Genomic DNA, 26,795 nt, shown 5'->3' on the forward strand with positions numbered 1-26,795 from the left:
TTCAGCGCACTGCAATCCTGCGCCCGACCGGGACAAGCTCGGCCGTCAGCCGGCCGAGGCACTTAGGCCGTCGGCCGACGACGGGACGGACTGCCTTTCCGGTCCGCGTGGCGCCTCCGTCCAGCCGTCCGTGGTGTTAGCGGACCAGTTGCCAAACCCGTCCGAGCCCGGTACGACTTGTCACAATTCATCGCGAGGCTGAAATGATCGTTGAGATGATTGCAACTGCAGGTCTCATTGGAACGGCGGGCGCAAGTTTTGCTATGATATTGCTGTTCGTGCATTGAGCGCCCTGGCCTTCTCTCTTGATTTAATAGAAGCTTAACCGGCTCGGAAGGAGCGACGGTGGTGGCACAGGTCTGCTGCCGCGGCCGCCTGCCGCAAGGCCGTGCCGACCGATAAATCAGATCACCGCAAGCCCAAGCCGCCGATGGCCCCAGCGACCTCCGCGATCCGGACCGACCCGCAGGAGACGCCGATGGCCCAGGCGGTCCCGCCGGGGCTGCTCCTCGACGACGTGCCCCAGCGGCTCCTCCTGCACTTCGCCGGACTGAGCGTCCGGGCCCAGCAGCTGCGCGAGGACGAACTGGCGCGTCGGCTCGACCGCGCCGCGCTCCTGGCGGCCGCCGCGTGGCTGCGTTCCCAGCACGGGCCGATCCCGCCGCGCGCGGACCGGCTCGCGCCCGCCACGGCCCGACGCGTCGTCCGGGACGCTCTCGACGCGAGCCGGGCGGTCCGTCCGGCCGCGGAGATGGGCGCGGCCACGGGCTGACGGGCCGCCCGCGGCGAGCCCGCCGCGGCGGCCCGCGCCCGGCAGGGCCATCGCACCGTCACCGGACCGTCGATGCGGGGCCGGAGGTTCGCCGCGGGCCGCGGCGCGGCGACGAACGCCGTTCGCGGCGGCTGCCGGGATCAGCGGCCGAGGGTCGGAAAGGCCGTCCGGTAGCGGACGGGATGATACCAGCTCGTGCGGGCGCGCCGGAACGCATCCTGAATCCGGCTGAGATGCGCCTCGATGGTCTTGGTGCTGATCCTGCTCGACACGTGATCGTCGAAGCGGTCGAGATCACTCGCCGCGGAGGCATCGTCGGACGGAACCGTGAAGAGAAATGCGACTGTGAGGAGGCAGCATGCTCTCATGGTCTTTCTCCCTGACGATTGGTGCTCCGAATGTCCGGTCCATAGCCGAAGGTCACGCTCGCCTGTTTCTGCCTCGCAGAAACAGGCGTCGGTGCGCCAGAGCACAGGGCAGGGCTGACGACGCGGCGCCCGCCCCGCGGACCCCGTCCGGGTGATCCGCGCCGGGCCTCCCGCAGCCGCGCCGAAGGCGCCCGCCGGCGCGCCGGGCCCGGACGGCGACCGGGTGTGGCGGCACACGGTCGGTCCCTGCGGGGCGCCGTAGGAAGGGTGTCAGGCACGCCGCGCCGTTCCGCCGCGAGGCCGACCACGACCTTCGAACCGATCCGAGGCAGGAACGCCATGAGGACCATCATCCTGAGTGCCCTCGCGGCCTCGCTCTGGGCCGCGAGCCTGGGCGGCGCCTCCGCGGCGTCCCCCAACACGGGAGGCGGCACCATCTGCGGACCGAGCTGCTATCCGAAAACCGACACCCGGCCGTGGCCGCCTCGGCCGGTGAGGCCGATCAAGCGGACGGGCCGCCTGAATTGCGGGTCCGGTTGGTACGCGTCCGGCGGCCAGTGCTACCCGCGGCTGCACTGACGGCCGCGAGAGGGCGACGCCCGCCCGTGCGCCTCGCCCGCGCCGGGCCGCGCGTCAGGGCTCGGCCCGCGGCCTGCCGGCCGGCGCGGCGCGGAGGAAGGGGTTGCCGTCCCTCCACGGCGCGAACCGGAACAGGCCGACGGGGTCGACGCCCTCCAGGTCGGACGGGGCGAGGTCGCGGGCGATGACCACGACGAAGGGCGCTGCGCCCTCGCCGGGGCGGCCGAACGGGCGGGGCGGCGAGAACAGCGTCCCGACGCTCTCGACCAGGAGCGGGCGCTCGGATTCCGCGACGCGCACGAGGCCCTTGAGGCGCAGCAGGCGGTCGCCGAGCCGGCCCGCGAGGTTGTCGAGCCAGGCGGCCAGGTCGTCGTAGGCGAGGGGACCGGCCGGCCGCCCGAGCCGCACCGCCACGCGCGGATGCGCCCCGCCCGGCACCGGAAGCGGCGTCGCCGGCTCGCGGCCGGGATGGGCCAGGGGCGCGAAGGCGGCCGCCACGGCGGCGCCGCGGTCGGGGTCGGTCACCAGTTCGGCGAGCGGGTTCAGGGCGGCGCTCTCCGCCCGCGCCGCGTCGCGGCGCGCCTCCGGCACCGCGTCGAGCTTGGTGAGGACGATGCGGTGGGCGGCGGCCCATTGCGCCGCCGCCTCCTCGAACCCGGTCGTCGCCCATCCCCTCGCGGCGTCGTAGGTCGCCACCACCGCCACCCGCATCCGGAGGGCGGCGAGACTCGCGAGCTGGCGCAGCACGGGACCCGGCTTCGAGAGGCCGCTCGTTTCCAGGACGATGCGGCGCAGCGGCCCCGACGCGTCCGGCCTCTCCGCGGACAGCAGGGCCTCGACGGTCCGCGCGAGGTCGCTCGTCACCTGGCAGCACACGCAGCCGTTCGACAGCATGCTCATCGGGACGTCGCCGCCCGTCTCGCGCAGGATGAGCCCGTCGAGGCCGATTTCCCCGGCCTCGTTGACGATGATCGCGGTATCGGCCGCCTCGGGGCGGCCGAGGAAGTCGCGCAGGAGCGTGGTCTTGCCCGAGCCGAGGAAGCCCGTCAGCACGACGAAGTCGAGGCTGTCCGTCACGCGCCCGGCGCCTGCGCGGCGGCGTACCGGGCCGGGACCGCCACCTCCCAGGTCGCGCTGACGAGGGCGCGCACGTCGGCGAGGAGTTCGGCCGTGTCGTAGATCACCCCGTCCTTGATCGTCTTGGCGAGCCCGCGGTGCCAGGTGGCGCCGTTGGTCGCCTCGTCGAGGCGCAGCGCGCCGGTCCCGTACAGGAGCTTGAAGTCGGTGAGCGGGTTGTGGTCGTGCACGAGCAGGTCGGCCCGCTTGCCCACCTCCACGGTGCCGATCTCGTCCTCCAGCCCGCACAGGGCCGCCCCCTGCGAGGTCGCCGCGCGGATCACCTCCAGCGGGTGGAACCCCGCCTCCTGCAGCAGCTCCAGCTCGCGGATATAGCCGAACCCGAAGATCTGATAGATGAAGCCCGAATCCGAACCGGCGCAGACCCGGCCGCCGCGATTCTTGTACTCGTTGATGAAGGCCATCCAGAGCCGATAGTTCTCCTTCCACTCGATCTCGTTCTGGGTGGACCAGCGATACCAGTAGGAGCCGTGACCGCCGCGCTGCGGCGTGAAGTAGTCCCACATGGACTTCCAGGTGTACTCCTTGTGCCAATCGGCTTGGCGCGCCCGCATCAGGTCGCGGTTGGCGTCGTAGATGGTGAAGGTCGGCACGAAGGTGAAACCGAGTTCGAGGAACTGCTCCAGCACCTCGTTCCACTTCCTGGATCCGGGCTCCGCACCCTGCCTGAACATCTGGCCGGAGACCGAGAAGCGGAAATACTCGTCATTGTAATCGTAGTCGAGCGGGAAGTTCTGGACCACCCTGTCCTCGAACAGGGCCTCGGGCAGGCCGTAGTAATGCTCGGCGCTGGTGAGGCCCCACTTGGCGGTGGTGAGCGCGTTCATGCGCGTCACCGCCATCTGGGCGTGGTGACAGCCCGCGCGCAGGCCGAGCTGGCGGCACTCGTCGAGGGCCGCCTCCATGATGGCGGGCGGCGCCCCGAAGAACTTGACCCCGTCGGCCCCCCGCTCCTTCAGCCTGCGCAGCCAGGCCCGCCCCTCCTCGGGCGTGTGGACCAGCTTCAGCATGTCGTTGACGGCCGGGAAGTAGCTGTAGGCGAGGAGCCGCGGCGCCGCGATCGTGTTCTCGGCCGAGCGCCGCTTCTGGTCGAGCATCCAGTCGAGGCCGTTGAACGAGCCCATCTCGCGCACCGTGGTGACGCCGTGGGCGAGCCAAAGCTTGTAGACGTACTCGACCGGCGGCACCCAGCCGTTGGCCGCGTGGTAGGCGACGCCCGCATGGGCGTGGCAATCCACGAAGCCGGGCGTCACCCACTTGCCGCGGCAATCGATCTCGTGGTCGCCCGGGGCGGGCCGGTTCGCGCTGGTGGCGAGGTTGCCCGTCACCTTCTTGAGGAGCGTGATGCGGCCGTTCTCGACCACGATGTCGGTCGGGCCGATCGGCGGGGCGCCGGTGCCGTCGATCACGGTCGCGCCGCGCAGGACGAGCCGCCGATGCGGCCCGATCCCGCGGTCGCGCGCGGTCGCCGGGACCAGCGGCGGCTGGCCCGCCCTCGCCCGCTCGGCCGCCAGTTCGTTGCCGGGCAGGGTGCCGGCTGGGATCGCCGCGTCGGTCATCGGGTCCACTCCAGTCGAGTCAGCGGGCGTAGCGGCGGCCGAGGAGGGCGGTGCCGAGCACCGTCAGGATCAGGGTCGCGGCGAGGAGGATGAAGGCGAGGGCGGCGCCGAACGGCCAGTTCATGCCCTTCGAGAATTGGTCGTAGACGGCGGGCGCCATCATCTTGAACTGCGAGCCGCCGAGCAGCACGGCGGTCGCGTAGGTGTTCATGCACAGGATGAAGACCAGGACGCAGCCCGCCACCGTGCCGGGCAGCGCGAGCGGCCACACGACGCGGCGGAACACCGTGAGCGCGCCCGCGCCCAGATTCGCCGCCGCCTCCTCGACCGCGCGCGGGATGCTCTCGATCACCGAGGCCAGGGTCAGGATCATGTAGGGCAGCACGACCGCGATCGTCCCGACCGCCACCGCCCCGGGCGTGTAGATCAGCCGGAGCGGCTCCGTGGTCAGCCGCAGGCCCTGGAGCCCCGCATTGATCAGCCCGTCCTGGCCCAGCAGCCCCATCCAGCCCGCCGCCCGCACCACGTTGCCGACGAGGAGCGGGATCAGCGTCAGCACCGTGACGAGGCTCTTCCAGCGGCTCTCCATCCGGGCGAGCCGGTAGGCGGCCGGGAAGCCGAGCGCCAGCGTCACCGCCGTGCAGGTGAAGGCCATGACCAGGGTCGTCGCCATCACGCCGCGGTAATACGGGTCGGCGACGGCGTTGAGGTAGTTCTGCGCCGTCGTCGCCTCGATCATCAGCTGGGTCGGGCTGTACTGGTTGAGCGAGATGCGGGCGAGCAGCACCATCGGCCCGATCAGCAGGGCGCCGACGACCAGCACGGCCGGCAGGATGAGGGCGATCATGGCGGAGCCGGCCGATCAGGCCTTGAACTCCTTGTTCCAGAAGTCGGTGAAGGCGGCCTGCTGCTGCTGCATGTAGGCGTAGTCGAGGGGGTGGAGCTTGGCCTGCTGGGCCTCGGTCAGGCTGATCTGCCGGGCGAGATCCTCCGGCAGCTTGGCGTCCTTCACGGTCGGCACGTAGCCCATCTTGGCCGCGAAGGCGACCTGCGCCTGCGGGTCGAGCATGGCGTTCAGGTACTTGAAGGCCCCGTCCTTGGCGCGCGAGTTCTTGGGCACGCCGGCCTCGAACAGGATCGGCACCGCGCCCTCCTCGGGCACCGCCATCTCGACCGGGATGCCGGCCTGCTTCCACATGAAGCCGCGCGCCAGCCACATCGGCGCGAGCCAGACCTCCTCGGATTTCAGCGCCGCCGCCAGGGCCTCGTTCGACGGGTAGACCTTGGGGTCGAGCTTCCTGAGGTCCAACAGCGCTGCCTTGCCCTTGGCGAAGTCGCCCATGGTGCCGCCCGCCCCGATATTGGCGCCGGCCATGTTGTAGCTGTAGAGGATGTCCGAGAAGCCGACCCGCCCCTTGTACTTCGGGTCGAACAGGTCGGCATAGCTCTTCGGCGGCGCGGTGACCTTGCTCGGGTTGTAGAGCACCACGAGCGCCGAGTAGATATGCGGGATCGAGTGCGGCTTGCGGAAGACGTCCAGCACCGCCGACAGGCGCGGCACCGCGCTGGCCGGCACCGTCTCCAGCACCCCGAGCTGGCTGAGCACGTAGCTGTCGATGTCGTTGATGCAGGCGACGTCCATGCTGCCGCGCCGGCTGGTCTTCTCCGAGATCAGCTTGGTGCGGCGCGGATCGTTGTTGGCGATGTCCTGCGAGACCTCGATCCCGAGCGGCTTGACGAGCGGGATGTCGATGTTCTGCTGCAGCAGCGCGCCGTAATCGCCGCCCCAGGTGCCGACCACGATCGAGGAGGTCTCGGCGAGGGCGGGCCGGGCGCGGGTGCCGGCGAGCGCGAGGGCGGCGCCTCCGGCGAGGATGGTGCGACGGGTGATCATCGGGCGGGGGCTCCTGCGCTGTCGAGCGGGATGACGCGGGCGGCGTCGGCGGACCAGGTGATGCGGACGGGGTCGCCCGCCGCGAGGCGGCGGCGCGGATCCGCCGGGAGGGGCGTGGGCGTGACGGCGACGATCGCCTCGCCGGCGAGGTCGAGGTGGTACTCCGTGCGCGCGCCCAGGTAGGTCAGGGCCTTCAGCGTGGCGGCGGAGCCGGCCTCGCCCGGGCCCGGCGAGACGGTCACCCGCTCGGGCCGGATCGCCAGCATGCCGGCGCGGGCGCCGCCGTCCGGCGCGCAGGGCACGGCGGCGCCGCTGCGCAGCCGGAACAGGTCCGCGCCCTCGCGCTCGCCCGCGAGCAGGTTGCAGCGCCCGACGAACCCGGCCACGAAGGTGTTGGCCGGGCGCTCGTAGAGATCCTCGGCGCTGCCGACCTGCAGGACGCGGCCGTGCTCCATGACGACGAGCCGGTCGGCCATGGCGAGCGCCTCGTCCTGGTCGTGGGTGACCATCAGGGTGGTGAGGCCGAGCCGCCGCTGCAGGTCGCGGATCTCGAGCCCGACCTCGGCGCGCAGCTTGGCGTCGAGGTTCGAGAGCGGCTCGTCGAGCAGGAACACCGCCGGGCTGACCACCAGGGCGCGGGCGAGGGCGACCCGCTGCTGCTGCCCGCCCGAGAGCTGGCGCGGCAGCCGGTCGGCCAGCGCGTCGAGCCGCACGAGGCGCAGGGCCTCGGCAACGCGCCGGTCGCGCTCGGCCCGCCCGACCTTCCGCATCTCCAGCCCGAAGCCGACATTGTCGGCGACGCTCATGTGCGGGAAGAGCGCGTAGGACTGGAACACCATCCCGGTGTCCCGGGCGTAGGGCGGCAGCCGGGTCACGTCGCGCCCGCCGATCAGCACCCGGCCCCCGCTCGGCTCGACGAAGCCCGCGACCATGCGCAGGGTGGTGGTCTTGCCGCAGCCGGACGGCCCCAGCAGGGCGACGAGTTCGCCCTGGCGGACGTCGAGGTCGACGCGCGCGACCGCCGTCGCGTCGCCGTAGCGCTTCGAGACGCCGTCGAGGAGGAGCGTGCCCATCACACCACCCGGGAGAGCTTCACGAAGCGGTCGGTGACCAGCATCAGGATCGTCACCATGGCGATCTGCGCGGTCGCGACCGCGGCCAGCGTCGGGTCCATGCGGAATTCCAGGTAGCTCAGCATCGCGACCGGCAGGGTGGTGCGGCCCGGCCCGACGAGGAGCAGGTTGAGTTCGAGATTCTCGAAACTCGCCACGAAGGAGAACAGGGAGGCGGCCACGATGCCGGGCCGCAGCATCGGCAGGGTGATGCGGCGGAACACCGTGAGCGGCCGGGCGCCGAGATTCGCCGCCGCCTCCTCGGCCGCCCGGTCGAGGCCGGCGAGGCTCGCGCCGACGAGGCGCACCGTCCACGGGATGGTGATCAGCACGTTGGCCGCCACCAGGCCGCCGAACGTGGCCTTGATGTCCATGTCGAGCCAGTCCTCGGCCCGCAGGTAGAACATGTAGAGGGCCGAGCCCGCCACGATCGCCGGCACCGCGAGCGGCGCGAGCAGGAAGGTGTTGATCAGGCCGCGCCCCGGGATCCTGCCCCGCACCAGCGCCAGCGCGGCGGCGGTGCCCAGCGGCACGCCGATTGCCGTCGCGGCGAGCGCGATCTCCAGCGAGGTCGCGAAGCCGCGCGCGAAGTCGCGCTGGGCCCAGGCGTTGACGTACCAGCGCAGGGTCAGGGCGTCGGGCGGGAAGGTGACGATCTCCTGGTCGAAGAACGAGATCGCGATCACCATGGCGATCGGCGCGAAGATGACCGCGTAGGCCAGGATGACGGCGGCCTGGAAGGCCGCCCGGCCGAGCCGGACCGAGAGGCCGGGCCTCGCGGCGAGGGCCGGGGCGGAGGCGGGGGAGAGGGATGCGACGCTCATGGGGACGCCACCGGTTCCGCAAGACGGGTGCCACGCGGGCCGGTGAGCCTCGGACCGACGCGCCGGCTCATGATACAGCCTCCCGGCCCGTGGCGCGAAAGCGCGGGCCCGCGAAGGCGGCGTCGCCCGCCGGGCCGGCGATCAGCTGCGGCAGCAGGGATCTCCAGGCCTCGATCATGTCGCGGTAATAGTCCGGCTCGGGACGGAGCACCGTCTGCACGCCCATGCCGCGCACGAGGTTGACGGTGAGGTTGAGGATGATCCGCGCCTCCCGGGGCGGCCGCCGCTCCCCGTCGCAGAACTCGACCCAGATCGCGTCGAGGGCGGCGTGGAAGCGCTGCACGACCGGGATCAGGCCCCGGCGCAGGGCCGGATCGTGGCGCGCCTCGGTGATCATCTCCATCGACAGGTAGAAGAAGCGGCCCGAGAACAGCTGCCAGAGGAACTCGACGAAGTCGGCGAGCGGCAGCGCCCCGCTGCGCACATCCGCCGAGACCGCCTTGATCTCCGCCGTGCCGTCCGCGAGCAGCACCTCCATGGCGGCCAGGATGATGTCGGCCCGGGTCGGGAAATGGTGGAGCAGGGCCCCGCGCGAGACCCGGGCGCGCTCGGCGATCTGCTGGGTCGTGGCCGCGTGGTAGCCGACCTCGAAGATCTCATCGAGGGCCGCGCGCACCAGCCGCTCGCGGGTGGCGACGCTCCGCGCCTGCTGCTGGCGTTCGGTCCGCGACACCGACTCTCCCCGCCCGGTTGCGCGCCGGAGGCGCCCGCTAAAAAAACAAGCTTGCCTGTTTTTTTCGCTCTGTCCAGTCTGCCCGCGGCGGAACGACCACCCCGGAGGGCGCGATGGACGATTACGCGAACCGCAGCTACGGCGAGATCCCGGTCGGATTCGGCGCGAAGCCCGGGATCGTGGTGGTGGACTTCCAGGTCGGCTTCACGGATCCGCGATACCCGCTCGGCGGCGCCCCCCTGGTGGCCCGCGCGGTCGAGAACACCGCGCGGCTCCTCGACGCCGCCCGGCGCGCGAACGTGCCGGTCGCGGTCTGCAACACCGCCTATCTCAACCAGCGCGAGATGCCGTACTGGAAGATCACCGCCGTGCGCGACACGTTCCTGCACGACCACCCGAGCGTCGCCCTCGACCCGCGCATCTACCGGCCCGATTACGACCTGATGGTCACCAAGAAGGGCCCGTCGATCTTCTTCAACACCGGCGTCTCCGACTACTTCACCAAGGAGCGGGTCGACACCGTGATCGTGACGGGCTGCAACACGAGCGGATGCATCCGGGCGAGCGCGATCGACAGCTTCAGCTACCGCTACCGGACGATCGTGCCGGAGGATTGCGTCGGCGACATCGAGGAGGGGCCGCACCGCGACAACCTGCGCGACCTCGGCCGGCGCTACGTCGACGTCAGCGACCTCGCCACCGTGCTCGGCTGGCTCGACGCCTGGCGGAGCCGGAACGCCGCCTGAGGGCCTCGCCGCCCCGCCCCCACCCGCACAGGGTCCAGCCCGAGAGGGACCAACTCATGAGCCCCGACCTCGTCCTCTTCCGCAACGCGCGCGTCCTCGACGGCCGCCACGATACGGCCCTCGACGGCCACGACGTGCTGGTCGAGGGCGGCACGATCCGCGAGGTGTCCGACCGTCCCCTGACGGCCGAAGCGGCCCGGGTGGTCGACCTCGCCGGGCGCACGCTGATGCCCGGCCTGATCGACTGCCACGTCCACGTGATCGCGACGATCCCGGATCTCGGGGCCAATGCCGACCTGCCGGATTCGCTCGTCGCCCTGCGGGCGGCGCGGATCATGCACGGCATGCTGATGCGCGGCTTCACGACGGTGCGCGACCTCGGCGGCGCCGATCACGGGCTGGCGCTGGCGGTGCGCGAGGGGCTGATCGCGGGGCCGCGGCTGGTGATCTGCGGCAAGGCCCTGTCGCAGACGGGCGGCCACACCGATTACCGCGGCCGCTTCCACGCCCGCGACGTCTCCCACTACGTCACCAAGCTCGGCGCGATGGGGCGGGTCTGCGACGGGGTCGACGCCGTGCGCCGGGTCGCCCGCGAGGAGATCAAGGCCGGCGCCGACTTCATCAAGATCATGGCGAATGGCGGCGTCTCCTCGCCGACCGACCCCATCGCCTTCCTGGGCTACTCGGTCGAGGAGATCCGCGCCATGGTCGAGGAGGCGCGCAACGCCCAGACCTACGTGGCGGGGCACCTCTACACGGACGAGGCGATCCGGCGGGCCGTCGAATGCGGCGTGCTCTCGGTGGAGCACGGCAACCTCGTGACGCCCGCGACCGCGCGGCTGATCCGCGAGGCGGGCGCCTTCGTGGTCCCGACCAACGTGACCTTCGACGCGCTCGCCAAGGAGGGCGCGGCGCTCGGCCTGCCGCCGGCCTCGGTGGCCAAGATCGAGGACGTGCGCGAGGCCGGCCTCGCCGCCCTGGAGACCCTGCGCGAGGCCGGGGTGATGATGGCCTACGGCACCGATCTCCTCGGCGAGATGCACCGGCACCAGTCGGAGGAATTCGTGATCCGCGGCCGCTGCCTGCCGGCGATCGAGGTGATCCGCTCGGCGACGGTCAACGCCGCCAAGGTGGTGCGCCAGGAGGGCAAGCTCGGCGTCGTGGCGCCGGGGGCGCACGCGGACCTGATCGTGGTGGACGGCGATCCCCTCGCCGACCTCTCGCTCCTCACCGGCCAGGGCCGGCACATGCCGGCGATCATGATCGGCGGCCGCTTCGTGAAGGACGCGCTCGCGCGCTGAGGGCGCGGGCGCCCGGAGGCTCAGGCCCGGGCGAGGGGCAGCGCGATCCGCGAGGGCGCGTCCGCGCCGAAATGGACGCGCAGGAGCGGCGGGCGGCCGTGCGGGATCTGCCCGCAATGGTCCGCATCGGCCCCCGCCAGCGAGACGCGGATGCGGCTGCCGGCCGCGAAGCGCCAGGCCGTCGGCAGGAGCGGGATGCGGATGCGCTCGACCCGGCCCGGGACCAGCGGCGCCGCCTGCGCGCGGCGGAAGGTCCGGAACGGCCACGTGGTCCGGTAGCGCTCCGGCGCCGGGGCCTCCGCCCGGTGGAGGGCCCGCAGCAGCCCCTCGGTGACGTAGCGCTCGGCCCCGTCCGCCTCGATCTCCGTCAGGTAGACGAACAGCCCGGCATCGGGCTCCGAACTCGACAGCCAGAGATCCGCGAGCGCGTGGCCGATCAGCTCGCGGTCGGCCGCGAGCGGGGCGGAGGTGAAGCTTAGCATCCGGTCCGTGCGGCCGGCCCAGTCCGCGTAGTACTCCGTGCTGTTGATGCCGGCGATGCGCTCGTAGCGGGTGCCCCGGCCGGTGCCCGCCGCGAAATCGACCCGGTGCTCGGCCGCGCCCGACGCGCCGGGTTCGGCGAGCAGGCGCGCCTCCGCCCCGAGATGGAGGTCGGTCGTCTCCGCGACCGGCGGCCAGGACGCGGCCTCCCGCCACGCCTCCGCGTGCATCGCGTAGACGTGCACCGGCGCCTCGGCCGCGAGGCCGGTGTCGCGCTCCGCGAGGTAGTGGTCGAAGAAGCGCAGCACCTCGCCGAGATACGGGAAGCACGCCTCCTGGCTCCTGCGCCAGGGCGAGACGTCGATGCGCGCGCCGTGGTCCCAGGGCCCGAGTAGCAGGTGGCGCGGGTTGCGGTCGAGGGTGAGGAAGCGGGAGACCGCCCCGTTCATGTAGCCGGCCCCGTCCATCCAGCCGGAGACCGACAGGACGGCCACGTCCGGCCGGATGCGGTCCGAGACCGCGTAGGGGCTGAACGAGGCCGAGCTGAAGCCCGGATCGTAGGGCAGGGGCTCCTCGCGGAACCGGAATTCCGGCATGAACTCGGTCTGGCGGAAATTGCCGAGATGCTCACGGATCGCCTGGGCGAGCAGGATCCCGTCCGGATCCTCGTCGACCGGCTGCGGCCCGGCGAAGTCCGGGTTCGCGTAGTAGACGAAATTCTTCAGCAGGTCGCGCCTGTCGTGGTCGAGCCCGACCATCAGCTCGTCGTAGACCCGCGTCAGCTCCTTGAGGGCGATCCCGCCCGGGAAGTAATTGTCGCTGTAGGTGTCCCAGACCGAGAAGAGCGGCGCGATCGCCTTGACGGCCGGGTGGCCGGTGCTGGCGAGGAAATCCGCCGCCGCGCCCAGATAGGACACGCCGGTGGCGCCGACGCGGCCGTTCGACCAGGGCTGCGCCACCACCCAGTCGGTGATCTCGCGGCTGTCCTCCCGCTCCTTCGGCGAGCGGAAGCTGTCGCGGGTGCCGAAGCTCGCGCCCGTCCCGCGCACGTCCACGATCACGACCGCGTAGCCGCGCGGCACGAACAGGTCGCGGAACTTGCCCGAATTCGGGTTCGCCTCGCCGCGCGCCCCGGGCCGGAGCTTGAAGCGGCGGTAATAGGGGGTGAAGAGCAGGATGGTCGGGAAGGATCCGGGCGCGCTTCCGCCCTCGAGCGGCCGCGGCAGGTGCACGTCGAGGGCGAGGCGGCAGCCGTCGCGCATGGTCACGTAGCAGGATTCCGGCGCCGCCGGCTGCGCGAAGCAGGGCGGGCGCGCCTCCAGGTAGGCGCCCGGCGCGACGCGCCACGCGGACGAGCCGGCCTCGTCGGCCTCGGTCGATGGGGACATGCTGCCTCCTGCTGCGCGCAACCTTAGAGCCCCGGCCGCGGCCCGAGGAGCGCGCCGGCGGTGCGGCAGCCCTGCGCCCGCGCCGAGGCTCCGGCGCCCGCCCCGGTCTATTCTCGCCGCCCGACCCGATCGATCCCGCCCACGCGCTGGAGCCCCATGTTCACCACCCGCCCGGAACTGCGCGGCACCTTCGGGGCCGTCGCGAGCACGCACTGGATCGCGAGCGCCGTCGGCATGTCGGTGCTGGAGCGGGGCGGCAACGCCTTCGACGCCGTCGCGGCCTCCGGCTTCGTGCTCCAGATCGTCGAGCCCCACCTGAACGGGCCGGGCGGCGAGGTGCCGATCATCCTGAAGCCGGCGGGCTCCGAGCCGGTCGTGATCTGCGGCCAGGGCGGGTTCCCGCGGGCCGCGACGCCCGCGCGCTTCGCCGCGCTCGGCCTGTCGCAGGTGCCGGGAACCGGACTCCTGCCGGCCGTGGTGCCGGGCGCCTTCGACGCCTGGATGCTGCTCCTGCGCGACTACGGCACCTGGGGCGTGGGCGCGGTGCTGGAGGCGGCGATCGGCTACGCGGAGAGCGGCTTCCCGGTCCTGCCGCGGGTCGCCTCCTCGATCCTGGCGGCCGAGACCCTGTTCGCCACCGCGTGGCCGAGCTCGGCGGCGGCCTGGCTGCCGGGCGGGGCGGTGCCGCGCCCCCGCACCCGGCTCCGCTCGCCCGACATCGCCGCGACCTACCGGCGGATCGTCGCCGAGGCGGAGGCGGCGGGCGGCGGGCGCGAGCGGCAGATTGAGGCGGCCCGCGACGCCTTCTACCGCGGCTTCGTGGCCGAGGCCGTGGACCGCTTCTACCGCACGGCCGAGCTCGTCGATTCGAGCGGTCGGCGCCATCGCGGCCTCCTCGCGGCCGAGGATCTCGCCGGCTTCGCGGCCCGGCGGGAGCCGACCGTCTCGCGCGCCTATCACGGCGTCACGGTGCACAAGACCGGGCCCTGGGGCCAGGGACCGGCCCTGCTCGAGAGCCTGGCGCTGCTGGAGGGTTTCGACCTCGGCGCGATGGACCCGGCCGGACCCGACTTCGTCCACACGCTCGTCGAGTGCATGAAGCTCGCCTACGCGGACCGCGAGGCGTTCTACGGCGACCCGGACTTCGTCGAGGTGCCGCTCGCGACGCTGCTGTCGGATTCCTTCGCGGAGGCGCGCCGCCGGCTGGTGACCGACCGGGCCTCGGCGGAGCTCCTGCCGGGGGACCTGCCCGGCGCGCGGGAGCGGATCGCCCGCGTGCTCGCCATGGCCGGGCGCGAGATCCCGGTCGGGATCGGCCACGGCGAGCCGACCTTCGCGCCCCTGCCGGTGGAGTGGGGCGACACGGTCCACGTCGACGTGGTCGACCGGCACGGCAACATGGTCTCGGCGACGCCGTCCGGGGGCTGGCTGCAGAGCTCGCCCACCGTGCCGGGCCTGGGCTTCTCGATCACCACGCGCGGCCAGATGTGCTGGCTCGAACCGGGCCATCCCTCGACCCTGCGCCCCGGCGCGCGCCCGCGCACCACGCTGACCCCGACCCTCGTCACCCGCGACGGGGCCGGGTACCTGGCGATGGGCACGCCCGGGGGCGACCAGCAGGACCAGTGGACCCTGGCCGTGCTGCTGCGCCACCTGCACCACGGCCTCGACCTGCAGGCGGCGATCGACCTCCCGCTCTTCACGAGCAGGCACGTCCCGCAGAGCTTCTATCCGCGCCTGTTCGAGCCGGGCCGGCTCCTCGTCGAGGAGCGGCTCGGGCCGGAGGTCATCGCCGAACTGGGCCGGCGCGGGCACGAACTGCGCGTCGAGCCGCCCTGGTCGCTGGGCCGCGTCTGCGCGGCCGGGCTGCGCGACGGCTTCATCGTGGCCGCCGCGACGCCCCGGCTGATGCAGGCCTACGCGGTCGGGCGCTGAGGGCGGGGAATCCTCAGCGGCTCGTGTTCGGGGCGACGATGCGGCTGGTGTTCCCGGCCACGATGCCGGCCCCGTGCTCGGAGATCAGCCTCGCGCCGCCGCCGAAGAACGTGGTCGAGAACCAGCTCGAGATCGATCCCCAGCTGAAACTCAGTCCCGCGCCGCCGACCACCGCGTCGAGCTGCGCCTCGTCGATCGCCTCGCCGGCGGCCGCCACGGGCAGGAACCGGTATCCGTTCCGGCTCTCTTCGACTTTCAGCGAGAACGGCAGGTCGACCCCGAACTCGGTCTTGATGACTTGGTTCGGGTCGGCCAACACCGCGTGACGAAAAACTTCATCAGTGTTGAACCGCGTCGCAAACGCTTCCTGCTGCTGCGCGTCCATGATGTTGGCCTCCGATCTTCAACGTGGATCGGTTTAGACTGCCAAGCTTGATGCCTCAAGCGTGCCTTCGCCTGCTGACGCAGCGTCTCCGCAGTCTTACCGGCCCTGTCGCCCGGGCGGCATCGCGTTCTTCGGCGGCGAGACCCGGGTCGGAATCCGGCCGCGGCGATGTCCCGCGCAAGGCTACTCGTCCGCCGCGCTCCAGGGCTTCAGCGGGTTGCGCCGGGCGAGCGCCGCGCAGGCGAGCGCGACGGTCAATCCCGGGCCGCGGCCGTAGGGGCGCGTCCAGTTCTCGGCGGCCCTCGGGTCCACGCCCAGTTCGGCCAGGGCGGTATCCTTGTCCCAGCCATGGAGCTTACGCACAACCTCGAGCCATGACACGAAATCAAAGGATGTCATCCCGGCTCCTCTGGATCGGAGGGGATAGCGTAGCCAGAGAAGATTGCCGGCGGCAACGCGCTCGTCCGGGGTGATCTCGATCGGTGGTTGATCAATCCGTGCGCGCGCGCACGGACGCCGGGGGGCGCCGGTGGCAGGGTCGTCCCGTCCAGCGTTGGACGTTCTTCATCCTCCCAGACTTCGGGCCGCCCCTCGGGGCGGCCTCTTGTCGTGGAGGGCGGGAGCGCGCCGCGCAGGCCCCGGCGCCGGGGCTACTGCGCCAGCAGCTTGTTCCTGATCAGGTAGCGCAGACCGCGCTCGAAGGATTCGTCGGTGTCGCCCCGGATGTCCACGCTGTAGCCCCGCTCGGGCGCGGCCGAATCCACGTCCTTCACGTAGACGTTGATGTTCAGGATCAGGTTGGAGACCTTCTGGACCTCGCCGGTGATCGCCACCTCGGCCCCGGCCTTGCGGGCGAGGTCCTCGGCGCAGCCGTTGCAGTGGCGCAGGTCGCTCTTGGCGGCCTCCTGCGCCACGGCCGCGAGGGGCACGGGCGCGTAGCGTCCGCTGTCCTGGAGCGCGGCGCGCAACTGCTCGGTGAGGCGGCCGAGCCGCCCGAGATCCGCCTCGGTCGGCGGCGAGGCGCCAAGATTGGCGAACTGGAAATCGAATACGGCGGCCTTCCGCGGGGCGGCCACCGCGGCGCTCGCCGCGCTGGCGGCGATGGTCAGGGCGGCCGCGAGCCTCGCGACGTGGCGGATCATGCGATGTCTCCCGGTTCCGTCTCCTCCTCATCGCGGGACGGGGCGCCGGGTTGCACCGCGCCGGTCACCGGGCCTCCGCGTCGAGCGCCGCGAGCGCCTCGGCCATGGACGGCCGCCCCGCCGGATCCGGGCCCGTGCAGGCCCCCGCCAGGGCGGCGAGCGCGGGCGGGACCTCGGCGGCCGGCATCCGGGCGAGGAGTTCGTCGAGGAGGATGCCCCAGGCCCGCACCTCCACCCGCGCGAGCGCGGCCCCCGCCGCGCCGGCCGGCAGCACCGAGGCGGCGCCGAAATCGCTCAGCACCGCCTCGCCCCGCGCCCCGTCCCAGATCACGTTGTGGGCGTAGAGGTCGCCGTGCATGAGCCCGCCCGCGTGCAGGTGGGACGCGGCGGCCGCGATCCCGCGCGCGAGGCGCCGCGCCGCCGGCCCGGTCAGGCGCAGGTCCGGGGCGTAGACGTCGCGGCTGCAGCTCTCCGGGCTCGGCGGGCCGGCGAGGACGCGCCATTCCGGCGGCAGCAGCCGCAGCAGGAGCCCCTGCGCGCCCTCCGGGTGGCCGTCGAGCCGGCCGAGGGCCCCGGTCAGGTGGGGATGCGCGCCCGCCGCGAGGCAGGCCGCCATCTCGCGCTCGGGCAGGCCGTCGCTCGTCATCGCGCCCTTGAACAGCTTGAGCGCGACCGGCTCCCCCGGCGCGCCCGCGGCCCTGCGCCAGAGGGCGCGGTGGACCACGCCGGAGGCGCCCTCGCCCAGCCGCGCCTCGCAGGCGAGGGCCGACCACGGCACCCGGGGCACGCGCGCCGCCCCGGCCACGGGCTCGCAGGGATTGCCCGACCACGCCAGCCAGGCGAGGCGGGGCAGGGCGGTGAGCCAGGGCGGCAGCGCCTCGAAGCGGTTCGCCGCGAGCCGGAGCAGTTCGAGAGACTCGGCCCCGGCGAGCGTCTCCGGCAGGGTGCGCAGCCGGTTGCCCGCCAGCATCAGCTTCTGCAGCGCGGGACGCTCGCCGAGCGCCGCGGGCAGCGCGCCGAGGCGGTTGTCCGTGAGAATGAGCCAGCGCAGCCGGGGCGACAGCGCCTCGCCCGGCACCTCGCGCAGCCCGCAGGCGCGGAAGCCGACCTGGCTCAGGGAAGGGCAGTCGCCGAGGCTGGGCGGCAGCCGCTCGAACCGGTTGCCCGAGCAGAACAGCACCCGCAGCTTGCGCAGGCGCCCCATGCCGTCGGGCAGGCTGGTCAGGGCGTTCCCGCCGAGGTCGAGCACCTCCAGGGTGTCGGCGAGGCCGAAGATCTCGTCCGGGACGGCGGAGAGGCCGCCGCCGAGGCGCAGCACCTTCGCGCCATCGAGGTCGCCGCGCCGGAGCGCCGTCAGGGTGTCGGAGGAAGGGGCAGCGGTCATGAATTCTGTCGGCGCGGGAAGGTCGGGCGCGAGGCTTGCCGGAGGATGACGGCGAATTCCCGGTGCGGGCGGAGCCGGCCGCACTCGGCAGGGGACGGCCCCGTTCCGATCGCCCGACAGGCAGTCGCGTCCGACCTCCTCGTGTGCAATGATCCGCGGCGGAAGCGCGGGCGGGCCCGCGCGGAGGGGGATGGAGCGATGGAGTTCGACCTGTATCTCGAGCGCCCCGCCATCCTGAGGGCGTGGTACATGGGCGGCAGGCTGCGGGACGCGCGCGGCGGGACCCTGGAGACCTGCGTCTGGCAGACCCTCGCGCTCGTCAACGGCCCGATGGGCGACCTCCTCGCCTCGTTCGAAATCGAGTGCGGCTACAAGGTGCTGCGGACCCCCGAGATCCACGCCATCGCGCTGCGCAAGGGCTGGGTGGAGCGGACGGCCGCCCTGCTGGGACTGTCGGCGGCCTTCCGAGCGCACTCGGTCCGGTGAGCGCGAGCGGGCGTCCCGGACCCGGATTCCCGCGACGGACGGGCGGCGGGGCCGTCGGACACGTAGCCAAGCTCCTGGCGGCGCTACCATTTTCTTCCGGGCCGGCGCGCCCCGTGCGATAATCGCGCGGTTCCCGACAGGGAGGTCGACCATGATGCGCGTCCTGGCCTACTCGACCATGCTGGTCATCCTGCTCACCGGCATCGCGCTCGCCGGCTCGGCCGGGTGAGGCGGGGCAAAGCGGTCCCACGGGGGCGCACCGCGCGACGAGGTCGGCCCGGGGATCGGCGATGCGCGGGTCGAGGCGGCGCGGCCGCGCCCCGGCTCTCCCGCGCCTGCCGCGAGGCCGCCGCGGGGCGATGCGGCGCCGCCGTCCTGCCCGAGCGGTCGCGAGCTGGGCCAAGTCTAGCCGCATGCCGCGGCTAAGGCCTATCGATCGGTATTCCAGGAATCGTCCACGTCAGAGCCCCACGCGCCATGACGTCGGATCGTCGGCGGGTCCGAGCTCTGGCGGGTGACGATCTCGGCGACCCACACCGGGCGACCGCTCGTCACCCTGGTGAGCTGTCCGGGCATCCCGGTCACGGTCGCCGCGAGCGGGACCATCCCGAACGAGGGGCAGTCCGGGCGCCGCGATCCCGTCCCGGTGGGCCGGGGATCACGGTGGGACGCCGCCGGCGCGGCGCCCGGCGGCGTCACTCCGCGGAGATCCGCGCCTGCTCGCTCAGGAACGCGTCGAAATACGCCACGGTGCGCGCGATGCCGGCGCGCAGGTCCACCTGCGGCTCCCAGTTCAGGATGCGCCTGGCCTTGGCGATGTCGGGTCGGCGCTGCTTGGGATCGTCCGGCGGCAGCGGCCGGTGCACCAGCCGCGAGCGCGACCCGGTCACCTCGAGCACGATCTCGGCCAGTTCCCGGATGGTGAACTCCCCCGGATTGCCGATGTTGATCGGCCCGGTCACCTCCGGCCCGGTCGCCATCATCCGCAGCATCGCCTCGATCAGGTCGTCGACGTAGCAGAAGGAGCGCGTCTGCAGCCCGTCGCCGTAGAGCGTGATGTCCTCGCCCCGGAGCGCCTGCACGATCAGGTTCGACACCACCCGGCCGTCGTTCGGATGCATGCGCGGGCCGTAGGTATTGAAGATTCGCACCACCTTGATCGGGAGGTTGTGCTGGCGGTGATAGTCGAAGAACAGCGTCTCGGCGCAGCGCTTGCCCTCGTCGTAGCAGGAGCGGAAGCCGATCGGGTTGACACGCCCCCAGTACTCTTCCGGCTGCGGGTGCACCTCGGGGTCGCCGTAGACCTCCGAGGTCGAGGCCTGCAGCACCTTCGCCTTCACCCGCTTGGCCAGGCCGAGCATGTTGATGGCGCCGTGCACGCTCGTCTTGGTGGTCTGGACCGGGTCGAACTGGTAGTGCACCGGCGAGGCCGGACAGGCGAGATTGTAGATCTCGTCCACCTCGACGTAGAGCGGGAAGGTCACGTCGTGGCGCATCAGCTCGAAATTGGGCTCGTCGAGCAGGTGCCGGACATTCGCGCGGGTTCCGGTGAAGAAATTGTCGAGGCAGAGCACCTCGTGCCCCTGGGCGAGCAGGCGCTCGCAGAGATGCGAGCCGAGGAAGCCCGCACCGCCGGTGACCAGGATCTTCTTGATGTTGCCGTACCGCATGGTCGGGTCTGATCCGATGGGGTGACGCGCGGGCGCGCAGGCCGGCCCGAAGCGTGGCGGGACAGGGCCGCATCACCCTACCGGGACGTCCGCCCCGCGTATAGATGAGCGCGCCCGTGCCGCCGCAGGCGGTTCTTCGACCGCCAGGGGTTTCCGCGGACGGCGCAGTGCCGAGCCCGTAAGCGTGGTGGGTCGGCTGCCGGCAGCGCAGGAGCCTCGATGCCACGCGCGGTTCGGGTGATCACGACGCCGTGCGACGCCGCCACACTCACGAGAGCAGATCGTTCGCGGGTTCCGCGCGACAGCACTGCAGCGGGCGGGATCCCTCGCGGGGGGCTGCCGGCCGTGGAGGCTCCGCGACGACCCGGCGCGCCGGCGCCAGCAGCTTCGCCTGGGATCCGCGCTCGCCATCGTCACCGATCCGGCCACCTCGACCGTCTCGGCCAAGCGCCGCGCGCGGGAATGGCGGCTTTCGGAGTTCCAAGCCGCCACCAGCCGACGGGTCCGACGCGCGCTCTGCAAGCCAGGCTCGGACGAGCCCTCGATCCGCTCGGTCCTTCTCGACCATACCGGCCGCGTGGCGGTCACGAAGAATGCCGGTGTGAGCGCGCTGTGCCCGGCGGTGGTGCAACAGAAAGCCGCGAACGATTCACGCTCCATGTGGGCAGCCGAGGACGAGGCCGACATGCCCATGACCGGCGACACGGCTCACCTCTCGAAGGTTCACATCTTCGGCATCATCCTCCAGACCATCGACGCCCGATTCGGACGTCACGCTCCCGGGGCGCTACCGTAAACCTATAGAAAATAATGATATGCTGCTATCTTACACATGTAAGCCTCCAAATGACAAATGCACATGGCTAAGACACCAGAAGAGATTTCCGCAACAACTGATATATAAATAAAGATCATTTCTATCAATTCGTTAAAAACTGGTACTTGCATGAAGCAAAAAACTTTTTGACTGCGCTCTTCAAAGCATCGATGCCGAGACCACACGGTTCGATGGGTAATCTTTCCTAGCTGTTGCCAAAAGCCAAATTTGCTGGCATCTGCGGCAATCCGCGCCGCCTCCGTCGATCGTGTCCCGGCGCGAAGTGTCGCCACGGTAATCGCTTCCACGGTGACCGCATGGATTGGCAAGGTCGGCTGTGGATACAACATGCTCCAGATATGATCTGACCGGCATCCTCTTGGGGGCTTTGCGCTCAGTTGATGCTAGCGCTGAGCACGTAGTACAGAACGAGGCTTGATAAGTAATGAGAATATTACTCGATATGCAGAGTGCTCAGTCCGGCAGCCGTCATGGCGGAATTGGTCGGTACTCGATCGATTTAGCGAAGGCGATGATTGCAACAGCGGGCGATTTCGAGTTTTCCGTGTTGCTCAACAATTTGTACCCGGAAATCACGGAATCCGTAAAGGCAGAATTCCAGTCACTTCTCCCAGCAAGCAGTATAAAGACATTTTTTTCACCGGTTGGTATTCCGTACATTGCCAATAATCATGCGATCACGCGAGCCGCCGAGGCAGCACGCCTCGCCTTTATCGAAAATATGAAAGTCGACGCGGTTCATATCACCAGCTTATTTGAGGGCCTTCACGATCAGGTGGTGGTTTCTATTCCCATGAAGGGGACGGGCAGTTGCGTGACGGCTGTGACTGTCTACGACCTGATCCCCCATTATCAGAGAGAGGTATACCTCAGGGATCTCCGAGCGCGTTCGCATTACTATGATAAATTCAATCAGCTGCCAAATGCAGACTGTGCGCTGGCAATATCGAATTTCAGTGCCAATGAATTCTCCGCCACTTTTCCGGATTTCGTAGGCCCGGTGGTGAACATATCGGGAGGAGTCGATAAGAAGTTCCGCGGGGTCGAGGCCGCATATTTCAAGAACCAGAGTGTATTCCAACGCAATTGTATTAATAAGGAGTATATTCTTTACACTGCTAGTTTTGACCAACGCAAGAACCATGCCGGGCTTATTCGAGCTTTCGCCGCCTTGGAAAAGAGTTTAAGAGACAAATATATTCTCGTATTTGTTGGAAACGGGTGGCCGGAAATTTATGAAAATCTGTGGAACATTGCAGAGTCTTGCGGGCTCGGTCGCAACAGCGTGGTGTTCACGGGACGGGTCGACGACGAAGAACTCGTCGCATTGTACAATTGCTGCAAGCTTTTCGTATTTCCGAGTCGTTGGGAAGGCCTTGGCCTGCCGCCCGTCGAGGCGATGGCGTGCGGCGCTCCCGTCATCGGTTCGAACACGACCAGCATCGCCGAGGTGATCGGGTTGAACGACGCGCTGTTCAACCCGGATTCCGAGCTCGACATTCTGACATCGTTGAATCGCGCGTTGACGGATGAGAGTTTTATCGAAAAATTGAAAAGCCATGCTCGGACGCATCGGGCGAACTTCAGCTGGGCGAAATCCGCCCGGATCGCGCTGGATACGATCAGGGAGACGGTCGAGCGGAGGGGTTCCGGAAGGTCCCGGACGGTCGCCCTCGCCCGGGCGCCCGCCATCATCAATGGCGTCCCGCTCCTCGCCTCCGAAAGGCGAGTGCTCGATGATTGCGCAAGGTTGAGCGCGCTGGGCATCTCTGCCGAGCCGAGGCCAGCGAAAGCCAAGCTGGCTTGGATTTCGAGCTATCAAACCAAATGCGGAATCGCATCGTATTCCGAGCGGATCATTGCGAATTTCAAAGATACAATCAGAGTATTTGCTCCTCGCCTTGCGGAGAGCGAGTGTTTAGTCAGCGAAAACAAGCTCGACAATGTCGCTATCGTGAGGTGTTGGAATTCCGGCAAGGATGATGATTTGCGTGATTTGCGGGCGGAACTTGATATTTATGAACCGGAGGCCGTCGTCATACAATTCAATTTCGGTTTTTTTGACCTCCGCGCGATTGGCGCTCTCATAGAAAACAGGTGATCAACAACGTTCCGGTTTACATCTTTATGCATTCAACTGTCGATCAAAGCCCTTTCGAGGAGCAGCGGCTGCCCTTCATCGTAAACCAATTGGCTGGCGCAACGTCGATTTTTGTTCACACGGGCAACGACGTTCGGCGGCTCGCCGAGATCGGTCTGACCCGAGATGTCGTCTGCGTCCCCCAGGGCGTGCTGAACCTCGACATCGACACGCCCACCCGGCGGGACGCCACGCCCTTCACCCTGGCGACCTACGGTTTCTTTCTTCCGGGGAAGGGCCTCGGCGAACTGGCGCGAGCCCTCAAGATCCTGTCCGCCCGCGATGTTCGCGTCAGACTACTCATGATCAATGCGCACTACCAAGACCGCACCGGCTTGTCAGAGAATGAAATTCGGTCCGTTTCTCGGGAAATAGAACAACTCGGTATATCCGACCTTGTGGAAATGTCCACTGATTACCTGGACGAACATGAGAGTGTTGCCAAGCTACGACAAGCTCAGCTTATCGTCCTCCCTTATCAAAGGACTGGTGAGTCATCAAGCGCTGCCGTCCGCACCTGCTTGAGTGCGGGAGTGCCGATCGCCGTGACACCGAGTCGAATTTTCGACGACGTTTCTGATCTGGTTTATAAACTACCGGGGTATACGCCGGACGATATCGCGTCCGGTATCGAACAGTTTATTGATAATACTAGGAAAAGTATTGGTTTTTTTACCGAGACGCTGAGCAGAGCAAACAATTGGTGCCGCCGTAATGATGTCAGGCAAACAAGCGAATATATCAATCGGGCCATCCTACTGTACGAAACCAGATCGGACTGGCAGACCGTATTCGAGTCGCCGTCTACAATGATTGTTATAAAAGACGCATATGTACGCGATGGTGAAATCGTCTGTGATGCCGTACATGGCGCGATTGTGCATGGCCCGTACATCAATATTTTGGCCGGAGTATATCTATTTGAGGCTGCAATAAGGACAGAGAATCGGTCTGGCACTTGCGGGCGGCTGGTACTGTCGACAAATGCTGGTGCTGAAGTCATCGTGGACATTGCTATTCCGGCGCGCGGTGAGATATCCTATGTCTCTAAGACGTTCTTCTTAAAGGAAAGTAGGACATTGTTCGAGTGCGTCTTCTTTGGAACTGGGTACAGATACACAATCAGCAGGTATATTCTTAGAAGGAAAAATTATAAAGATCGTGATAATTGGTCGGAAGATCGTAATATCAACATTCAGAGAAGACTAATCCCGTCAACATTGCAGTTGTTTCATGTTGATCGTATAATGCGGTCCGTCAAAAATCAAGATGACTCTTATGAATTCGTGACGGCCGTTTACAGAACTATGTTGGGCAGAGACCCCGACGATGATGGATTACAACGTTGGACGGGTACTTTGACGGAAGGCCTTCTCACCAGGCAGGAACTGATTGAGAAATTCATAACTTCGGACGAATTCCATGATCGGTACAGGCAGTGATCGATGGATGGATCTTTGCGAGCGGCGTCGCCATCGTGAACGGAAGGAAACAGAGCGGGATCCGATCAGGTCGCGGTCGGATCGTGCCCTGTATTCTCCATGACGCCGCATGTTCTGCGTCGTGGCGGCAGCCGCTTTGGCGGAACATGCCCCGGACGTGCGGCGGAAGAGCGATGTCGAGCTCCCTGTGCGGACGCCCCAGGCACGCGGTTCCACCGCGACCGGCGAACGCGGTTCCCTTTGGACGGTCCTGTGCGCCGCGGCGGGAGGCTGGCCGTCCATGTCGCTCCAGAGGGACTCCGATCGACCTGCTCCCGCCGGAATGGCCCATTCTCGCGCCTGCCGGCGGGGGTGGCGGCGAGACACGGACGGCCGGAGGGGCGAGGCGCGCGTCATCCGACGACGGTTGTCGCGCGGGTCACGGGATCGGATGCTCATTCCGTCATTTCCGATTGCGAATGAGTCGGTCGAACCGAGGCTCAAATGATATCGATCTTCCAATGCGTCAGCGATGCAGAGGGCAGTGATTCGTGACAGGACGGAACCCATCGCACCAATTAACGTTCCGCTCCGCTTGTTCGATCTGGTAAGAGATTTATTGACCGACCAAGATTCGTGAAATGCTGAGCGCTCGCCGTCGGCCGCGAACCAACAGCACATCGGGCTTCTCGCGAGGCGTGCACTACAGATATGCAAGGAACTATGGACGATCAGAATATCGATACACTCTTTCAGCGACTGCTTCCCAAATTTGAGGCTTGGCTCGCCCTGCATAAGCCTTGGAAGCAAAATATGACAATTCCATCGACGGAGATCTGTCGCGTGGATCCATCCGCACCATTCATGCAATTCTCGACCTGTTCGGCGCGTGCTTTCTTTCATCCGGAATTCCAGAGAATCAGCAGGCTGATTAACGTCCCTCTTGATTTTCACCGTAAGTACTGGGAATGGGTGTTCTTGATCCACCAAGCCGAGACCGCCGGCGTGGTCGGGCCGGGGAAGCGGGGGCTGGTTTTCGGTGTTGGCCAGGAACCGCTGCCCGCCGTGTTCGCGCAGAAGGGATGCATCATCACCGCGACGGACGCGCCCACGGATATCGCGCAGAGCACGGGCTGGTCGAACAGCGATCAATTCGCTGAGGCACTCGCCACCCTTCCGGCCGGAACGATGGACCGAGCCGAGTTCGAGCGCTCGGTGGAATGGCGCGAGTGTGAGATGAATAACATCGATCCGGATTTCAAGGACTACGATTTCTGTTGGTCATCATGCTGCCTGGAGCATCTTGGTACTTTGAAAGCAGGCATGGATTTCAGCAAAAATAGCGTCGTCAACACTCTCAAAGTCGGAGGCGTGGCGATCCACACGACCGAGTTTAACGTCAGTTCGAACACCAACACAGTGGAGAGCGGCCACACCGTCATCTATCGTCGCCAAGATCTTGAGCAGCTGATCGATGATGTGCGCGCTATGGGACACCAAATGAGTGACTTGAAAGTTGCACCCGACAGTCTCGTCATCGACAATTATGTGGATACCCCGCCATTCTCGCAGTTTCCGCACCTTAAGTTGATGCTTGAGGGCTACGTCTCGACGTCCGTAGGCCTTGTCATTCGCCGGATGCATTGAGATCGCCGAGGGAGTGCCGTCGGCCTTTTGCCCCGGTTCCAGCTACTGAACCGGTGCGGCCCGCGCGCGCTCGCCGCAGCCGAGTCGCGTCTTGCTCGTGCCGATCCATGACGAGGCGCCGCTTGCGCCGATCTCCCGGGCGACGGGTCGGGGCCGCACCACGGAAGGTGGATCCGTTCACGGATCGACGGCGGTCACGGCGCGCTCGTTCAGCGAGCGAGACCGCTCGGCGGGGCGCGACCGGGAAGGAGCACGGCATCGTCGCGCGGCCGGTCGCACCGGCCCGCGCGGGACGCCGACGAGGGTCAGCGTGTCCTGGCCGAGCCGGTTCGCCTCAGCGCCGAACGCGTCGACGAGGCGCCGGCCGTTCTCACGCGTGATGCCTCAAGCCCCGGGGCGACAAGCCGGGACGGGGCGGCCGGCGGAGCAAGAGGCCGTCCAAGCCGCGGGACCTTTCGAGGACAGCCGCAAATGGTGCGGTATTCGGGCCCGTCCCTTGGCCGATAAGCGGTCCAGTGAAAGTCTGGACAGAGAGGAAGCGGGCCGCGGTCACGCGCCTGTCAGCACATCTCGCAAACGTGCTGAGACGACGCAATCTCAATCACCGTGAGATGAGTGGTGCCCAGGGGCGGACTGCGCCTTCCTGTACAAAGATCCAGCAAAATCAGTAAGTTAGCAAGCTCCCTCAGGTTCGGTGTGTAGCACATCTGTGGCACAGACCTCAAGGCCGCTGCCGAGGTCGAAGCGCGTCCACCTCGGCCCCGAGACCACAGGCTCTACCTCCTCGCAAGCACGTCATTTCGCCATATCGCCGTACACGCCAGGCCCCTCACGGGCTCCGAGCCTCCACCGCT

The 26,795-nt window shown here is 68.5% G+C and carries 24 protein-coding genes; 9 read left to right on the forward strand and 15 right to left on the reverse strand.

The window, feature by feature from the left end; all coding sequences use genetic code 11:
* Positions 1 to 478: 478 nt before the first annotated feature.
* Complete coding sequence (locus MET2598_RS0101450) at positions 479 to 772, forward strand: hypothetical protein (RefSeq protein ID WP_236728649.1); 294 nt, start codon at positions 479 to 481, stop codon at positions 770 to 772.
* 140 nt (positions 773 to 912) lie between these two features.
* Here the strand turns inward: MET2598_RS0101450 and MET2598_RS0101455 are convergent, their stop codons facing one another.
* The 8 genes from MET2598_RS0101455 to MET2598_RS0101490 all read right to left on the reverse strand — a co-directional run bounded on the left by MET2598_RS0101455 (position 913) and on the right by MET2598_RS0101490 (position 8,978).
* Complete coding sequence (locus MET2598_RS0101455) at positions 913 to 1,140, reverse strand: hypothetical protein (RefSeq protein ID WP_018259621.1); 228 nt, start codon at positions 1,138 to 1,140, stop codon at positions 913 to 915.
* 633 nt (positions 1,141 to 1,773) lie between these two features.
* Positions 1,774 to 2,796, reverse strand: coding sequence for a CobW family GTP-binding protein (locus tag MET2598_RS0101460; RefSeq protein WP_018259622.1), 1,023 nt, complete (start codon positions 2,794 to 2,796; stop codon positions 1,774 to 1,776).
* Entirely contained in the window at positions 2,793 to 4,415 is a 1,623-nt protein-coding gene (locus MET2598_RS0101465; RefSeq protein ID WP_018259623.1) for an amidohydrolase family protein, read from the reverse strand. The genes MET2598_RS0101460 and MET2598_RS0101465 overlap by 4 nt, the downstream gene beginning before the upstream one ends.
* 19 nt (positions 4,416 to 4,434) lie before the next feature.
* Positions 4,435 to 5,262, reverse strand: a complete 828-nt coding sequence (locus tag MET2598_RS0101470) for an ABC transporter permease (RefSeq protein WP_018259624.1) — start codon at positions 5,260 to 5,262, stop codon at positions 4,435 to 4,437.
* Positions 5,263 to 5,277: 15 nt separating this feature from the next.
* Entirely contained in the window at positions 5,278 to 6,309 is a 1,032-nt protein-coding gene (locus MET2598_RS0101475; RefSeq protein WP_018259625.1) for an extracellular solute-binding protein, read from the reverse strand.
* Positions 6,306 to 7,382: an ABC transporter ATP-binding protein gene (locus tag MET2598_RS0101480; RefSeq protein WP_018259626.1), complete on the reverse strand. Its 1,077-nt coding sequence runs from the start codon at positions 7,380 to 7,382 to the stop codon at positions 6,306 to 6,308. Before MET2598_RS0101480 ends, MET2598_RS0101475 begins: the two co-directional genes overlap by 4 nt.
* Entirely contained in the window at positions 7,382 to 8,245 is an 864-nt protein-coding gene (locus tag MET2598_RS0101485) for an ABC transporter permease (RefSeq protein WP_018259627.1), read from the reverse strand. Before MET2598_RS0101485 ends, MET2598_RS0101480 begins: the two co-directional genes overlap by 1 nt.
* Before the next feature lie 67 nt (positions 8,246 to 8,312).
* Positions 8,313 to 8,978, reverse strand: a complete 666-nt coding sequence (locus MET2598_RS0101490) for a TetR/AcrR family transcriptional regulator (RefSeq protein ID WP_018259628.1) — start codon at positions 8,976 to 8,978, stop codon at positions 8,313 to 8,315.
* 113 nt (positions 8,979 to 9,091) lie between these two features.
* On the opposite strand from MET2598_RS0101490, the gene MET2598_RS0101495 reads away from it, so the two are divergent.
* The gene (locus tag MET2598_RS0101495) at positions 9,092 to 9,724 is read left to right on the forward strand and encodes an isochorismatase family protein (protein WP_012334405.1); all 633 of its coding nucleotides are present in this window, start codon (positions 9,092 to 9,094) and stop codon (positions 9,722 to 9,724) included.
* A gap of 56 nt (positions 9,725 to 9,780) precedes the next feature.
* Positions 9,781 to 11,025 carry a metal-dependent hydrolase family protein gene (locus MET2598_RS0101500; RefSeq protein WP_018259629.1) on the forward strand — a complete coding sequence of 415 codons (1,245 nt, stop codon included), beginning with the start codon at positions 9,781 to 9,783 and terminating at the stop codon, positions 11,023 to 11,025.
* Between the two features lie 20 nt (positions 11,026 to 11,045).
* Here MET2598_RS0101500 and MET2598_RS0101505 read toward each other — a convergent pair whose 3' ends face one another.
* Positions 11,046 to 12,893 carry a CocE/NonD family hydrolase gene (locus MET2598_RS0101505; protein ID WP_018259630.1) on the reverse strand — a complete coding sequence of 616 codons (1,848 nt, stop codon included), beginning with the start codon at positions 12,891 to 12,893 and terminating at the stop codon, positions 11,046 to 11,048.
* Positions 12,894 to 13,049: 156 nt separating this feature from the next.
* Here MET2598_RS0101505 and MET2598_RS0101510 point away from each other — a divergent pair, with 156 nt between their 5' ends.
* Complete coding sequence (locus MET2598_RS0101510) at positions 13,050 to 14,828, forward strand: gamma-glutamyltransferase family protein (protein WP_018259631.1); 1,779 nt, start codon at positions 13,050 to 13,052, stop codon at positions 14,826 to 14,828.
* Positions 14,829 to 14,841: 13 nt separating this feature from the next.
* Here the strand turns inward: MET2598_RS0101510 and MET2598_RS0101515 are convergent, their stop codons facing one another.
* The 4 genes from MET2598_RS0101515 to MET2598_RS0101530 form a co-directional block, all read right to left on the reverse strand.
* Entirely contained in the window at positions 14,842 to 15,213 is a 372-nt protein-coding gene (locus tag MET2598_RS0101515) for a hypothetical protein (protein WP_063824133.1), read from the reverse strand.
* A gap of 183 nt (positions 15,214 to 15,396) precedes the next feature.
* Positions 15,397 to 15,612 (reverse strand): hypothetical protein, encoded by a 216-nt coding sequence (locus tag MET2598_RS0101520; protein ID WP_018259633.1) that lies wholly within the window; start codon positions 15,610 to 15,612, stop codon positions 15,397 to 15,399.
* Between the two features lie 251 nt (positions 15,613 to 15,863).
* A complete protein-coding gene (locus tag MET2598_RS0101525; RefSeq protein WP_018259634.1) occupies positions 15,864 to 16,355 on the reverse strand; it encodes a DUF3280 domain-containing protein in 492 nt (163 codons plus the stop codon).
* Positions 16,356 to 16,419: 64 nt separating this feature from the next.
* Positions 16,420 to 17,739, reverse strand: a complete 1,320-nt coding sequence (locus MET2598_RS0101530) for a leucine-rich repeat-containing protein kinase family protein (RefSeq protein ID WP_018259635.1) — start codon at positions 17,737 to 17,739, stop codon at positions 16,420 to 16,422.
* Positions 17,740 to 17,937: 198 nt separating this feature from the next.
* Here MET2598_RS0101530 and MET2598_RS0101535 point away from each other — a divergent pair, with 198 nt between their 5' ends.
* On the forward strand, positions 17,938 to 18,225 hold the full coding sequence (locus MET2598_RS0101535) for a hypothetical protein (RefSeq protein WP_018259636.1): 288 nt from the start codon (positions 17,938 to 17,940) through the stop codon (positions 18,223 to 18,225).
* A 695-nt stretch (positions 18,226 to 18,920) separates the two neighbouring features.
* Here MET2598_RS0101535 and MET2598_RS0101545 read toward each other — a convergent pair.
* Positions 18,921 to 19,895 carry a UDP-glucuronic acid decarboxylase family protein gene (locus MET2598_RS0101545; protein ID WP_012334396.1) on the reverse strand — a complete coding sequence of 325 codons (975 nt, stop codon included), beginning with the start codon at positions 19,893 to 19,895 and terminating at the stop codon, positions 18,921 to 18,923.
* A gap of 577 nt (positions 19,896 to 20,472) precedes the next feature.
* On the opposite strand from MET2598_RS0101545, the gene MET2598_RS40625 reads away from it, so the two are divergent.
* Entirely contained in the window at positions 20,473 to 20,691 is a 219-nt protein-coding gene (locus MET2598_RS40625; protein ID WP_157182065.1) for a hypothetical protein, read from the forward strand.
* Between the two features lie 2 nt (positions 20,692 to 20,693).
* Here MET2598_RS40625 and MET2598_RS40630 read toward each other — a convergent pair whose 3' ends face one another.
* The gene (locus MET2598_RS40630; RefSeq protein ID WP_157182066.1) at positions 20,694 to 21,062 is read right to left on the reverse strand and encodes a hypothetical protein; all 369 of its coding nucleotides are present in this window, start codon (positions 21,060 to 21,062) and stop codon (positions 20,694 to 20,696) included.
* A 113-nt stretch (positions 21,063 to 21,175) separates the two neighbouring features.
* Here MET2598_RS40630 and MET2598_RS38495 point away from each other — a divergent pair, with 113 nt between their 5' ends.
* The 3 genes from MET2598_RS38495 to MET2598_RS0101560 all read left to right on the forward strand — a co-directional run bounded on the left by MET2598_RS38495 (position 21,176) and on the right by MET2598_RS0101560 (position 25,941).
* The gene (locus MET2598_RS38495; protein ID WP_157182067.1) at positions 21,176 to 22,834 is read left to right on the forward strand and encodes a glycosyltransferase; all 1,659 of its coding nucleotides are present in this window, start codon (positions 21,176 to 21,178) and stop codon (positions 22,832 to 22,834) included.
* Positions 22,831 to 24,315 (forward strand): DUF4214 domain-containing protein, encoded by a 1,485-nt coding sequence (locus tag MET2598_RS38500; RefSeq protein WP_084673745.1) that lies wholly within the window; start codon positions 22,831 to 22,833, stop codon positions 24,313 to 24,315. Before MET2598_RS38495 ends, MET2598_RS38500 begins: the two co-directional genes overlap by 4 nt.
* A gap of 702 nt (positions 24,316 to 25,017) precedes the next feature.
* Positions 25,018 to 25,941: a hypothetical protein gene (locus MET2598_RS0101560; protein ID WP_157182068.1), complete on the forward strand. Its 924-nt coding sequence runs from the start codon at positions 25,018 to 25,020 to the stop codon at positions 25,939 to 25,941.
* The last annotated feature ends 854 nt before the right edge of the window (positions 25,942 to 26,795 follow it).

This window comes from Methylobacterium sp. WSM2598 (genome assembly GCF_000379105.1).
Taxonomy (GTDB): Bacteria; Pseudomonadota; Alphaproteobacteria; order Rhizobiales; family Beijerinckiaceae; genus Methylobacterium.

Excerpts from the sequence above, each read along its gene's own strand:
- MET2598_RS0101450 (WP_236728649.1), top strand. The coding sequence starts at position 479 with ATGGCCCAGGCGGTCCCGCCGGGGCTGCTCCTCGACGACGTGCCCCAG.
- MET2598_RS0101455 (WP_018259621.1), bottom strand. The coding sequence starts at position 1,140 with ATGAGAGCATGCTGCCTCCTCACAGTCGCATTTCTCTTCACGGTTCCG.
- MET2598_RS0101465 (WP_018259623.1), bottom strand. The coding sequence starts at position 4,415 with ATGACCGACGCGGCGATCCCAGCCGGCACCCTGCCCGGCAACGAACTG.
- MET2598_RS0101470 (WP_018259624.1), bottom strand. The coding sequence starts at position 5,262 with ATGATCGCCCTCATCCTGCCGGCCGTGCTGGTCGTCGGCGCCCTGCTG.
- MET2598_RS0101475 (WP_018259625.1), bottom strand. The coding sequence starts at position 6,309 with ATGATCACCCGTCGCACCATCCTCGCCGGAGGCGCCGCCCTCGCGCTC.
- MET2598_RS0101480 (WP_018259626.1), bottom strand. The coding sequence starts at position 7,382 with ATGGGCACGCTCCTCCTCGACGGCGTCTCGAAGCGCTACGGCGACGCG.
- MET2598_RS0101485 (WP_018259627.1), bottom strand. The coding sequence starts at position 8,245 with ATGAGCGTCGCATCCCTCTCCCCCGCCTCCGCCCCGGCCCTCGCCGCG.
- MET2598_RS0101495 (WP_012334405.1), top strand. The coding sequence starts at position 9,092 with ATGGACGATTACGCGAACCGCAGCTACGGCGAGATCCCGGTCGGATTC.
- MET2598_RS0101500 (WP_018259629.1), top strand. The coding sequence starts at position 9,781 with ATGAGCCCCGACCTCGTCCTCTTCCGCAACGCGCGCGTCCTCGACGGC.
- MET2598_RS0101505 (WP_018259630.1), bottom strand. The coding sequence starts at position 12,893 with ATGTCCCCATCGACCGAGGCCGACGAGGCCGGCTCGTCCGCGTGGCGC.
- MET2598_RS0101510 (WP_018259631.1), top strand. The coding sequence starts at position 13,050 with ATGTTCACCACCCGCCCGGAACTGCGCGGCACCTTCGGGGCCGTCGCG.
- MET2598_RS0101515 (WP_063824133.1), bottom strand. The coding sequence starts at position 15,213 with ATGGACGCGCAGCAGCAGGAAGCGTTTGCGACGCGGTTCAACACTGAT.
- MET2598_RS0101520 (WP_018259633.1), bottom strand. The coding sequence starts at position 15,612 with ATGACATCCTTTGATTTCGTGTCATGGCTCGAGGTTGTGCGTAAGCTC.
- MET2598_RS0101525 (WP_018259634.1), bottom strand. The coding sequence starts at position 16,355 with ATGATCCGCCACGTCGCGAGGCTCGCGGCCGCCCTGACCATCGCCGCC.
- MET2598_RS0101530 (WP_018259635.1), bottom strand. The coding sequence starts at position 17,739 with ATGACCGCTGCCCCTTCCTCCGACACCCTGACGGCGCTCCGGCGCGGC.
- MET2598_RS0101535 (WP_018259636.1), top strand. The coding sequence starts at position 17,938 with ATGGAGTTCGACCTGTATCTCGAGCGCCCCGCCATCCTGAGGGCGTGG.
- MET2598_RS0101545 (WP_012334396.1), bottom strand. The coding sequence starts at position 19,895 with ATGCGGTACGGCAACATCAAGAAGATCCTGGTCACCGGCGGTGCGGGC.
- MET2598_RS40630 (WP_157182066.1), bottom strand. The coding sequence starts at position 21,062 with ATGTTGTATCCACAGCCGACCTTGCCAATCCATGCGGTCACCGTGGAA.
- MET2598_RS38495 (WP_157182067.1), top strand. The coding sequence starts at position 21,176 with ATGCAGAGTGCTCAGTCCGGCAGCCGTCATGGCGGAATTGGTCGGTAC.
- MET2598_RS0101560 (WP_157182068.1), top strand. The coding sequence starts at position 25,018 with ATGGACGATCAGAATATCGATACACTCTTTCAGCGACTGCTTCCCAAA.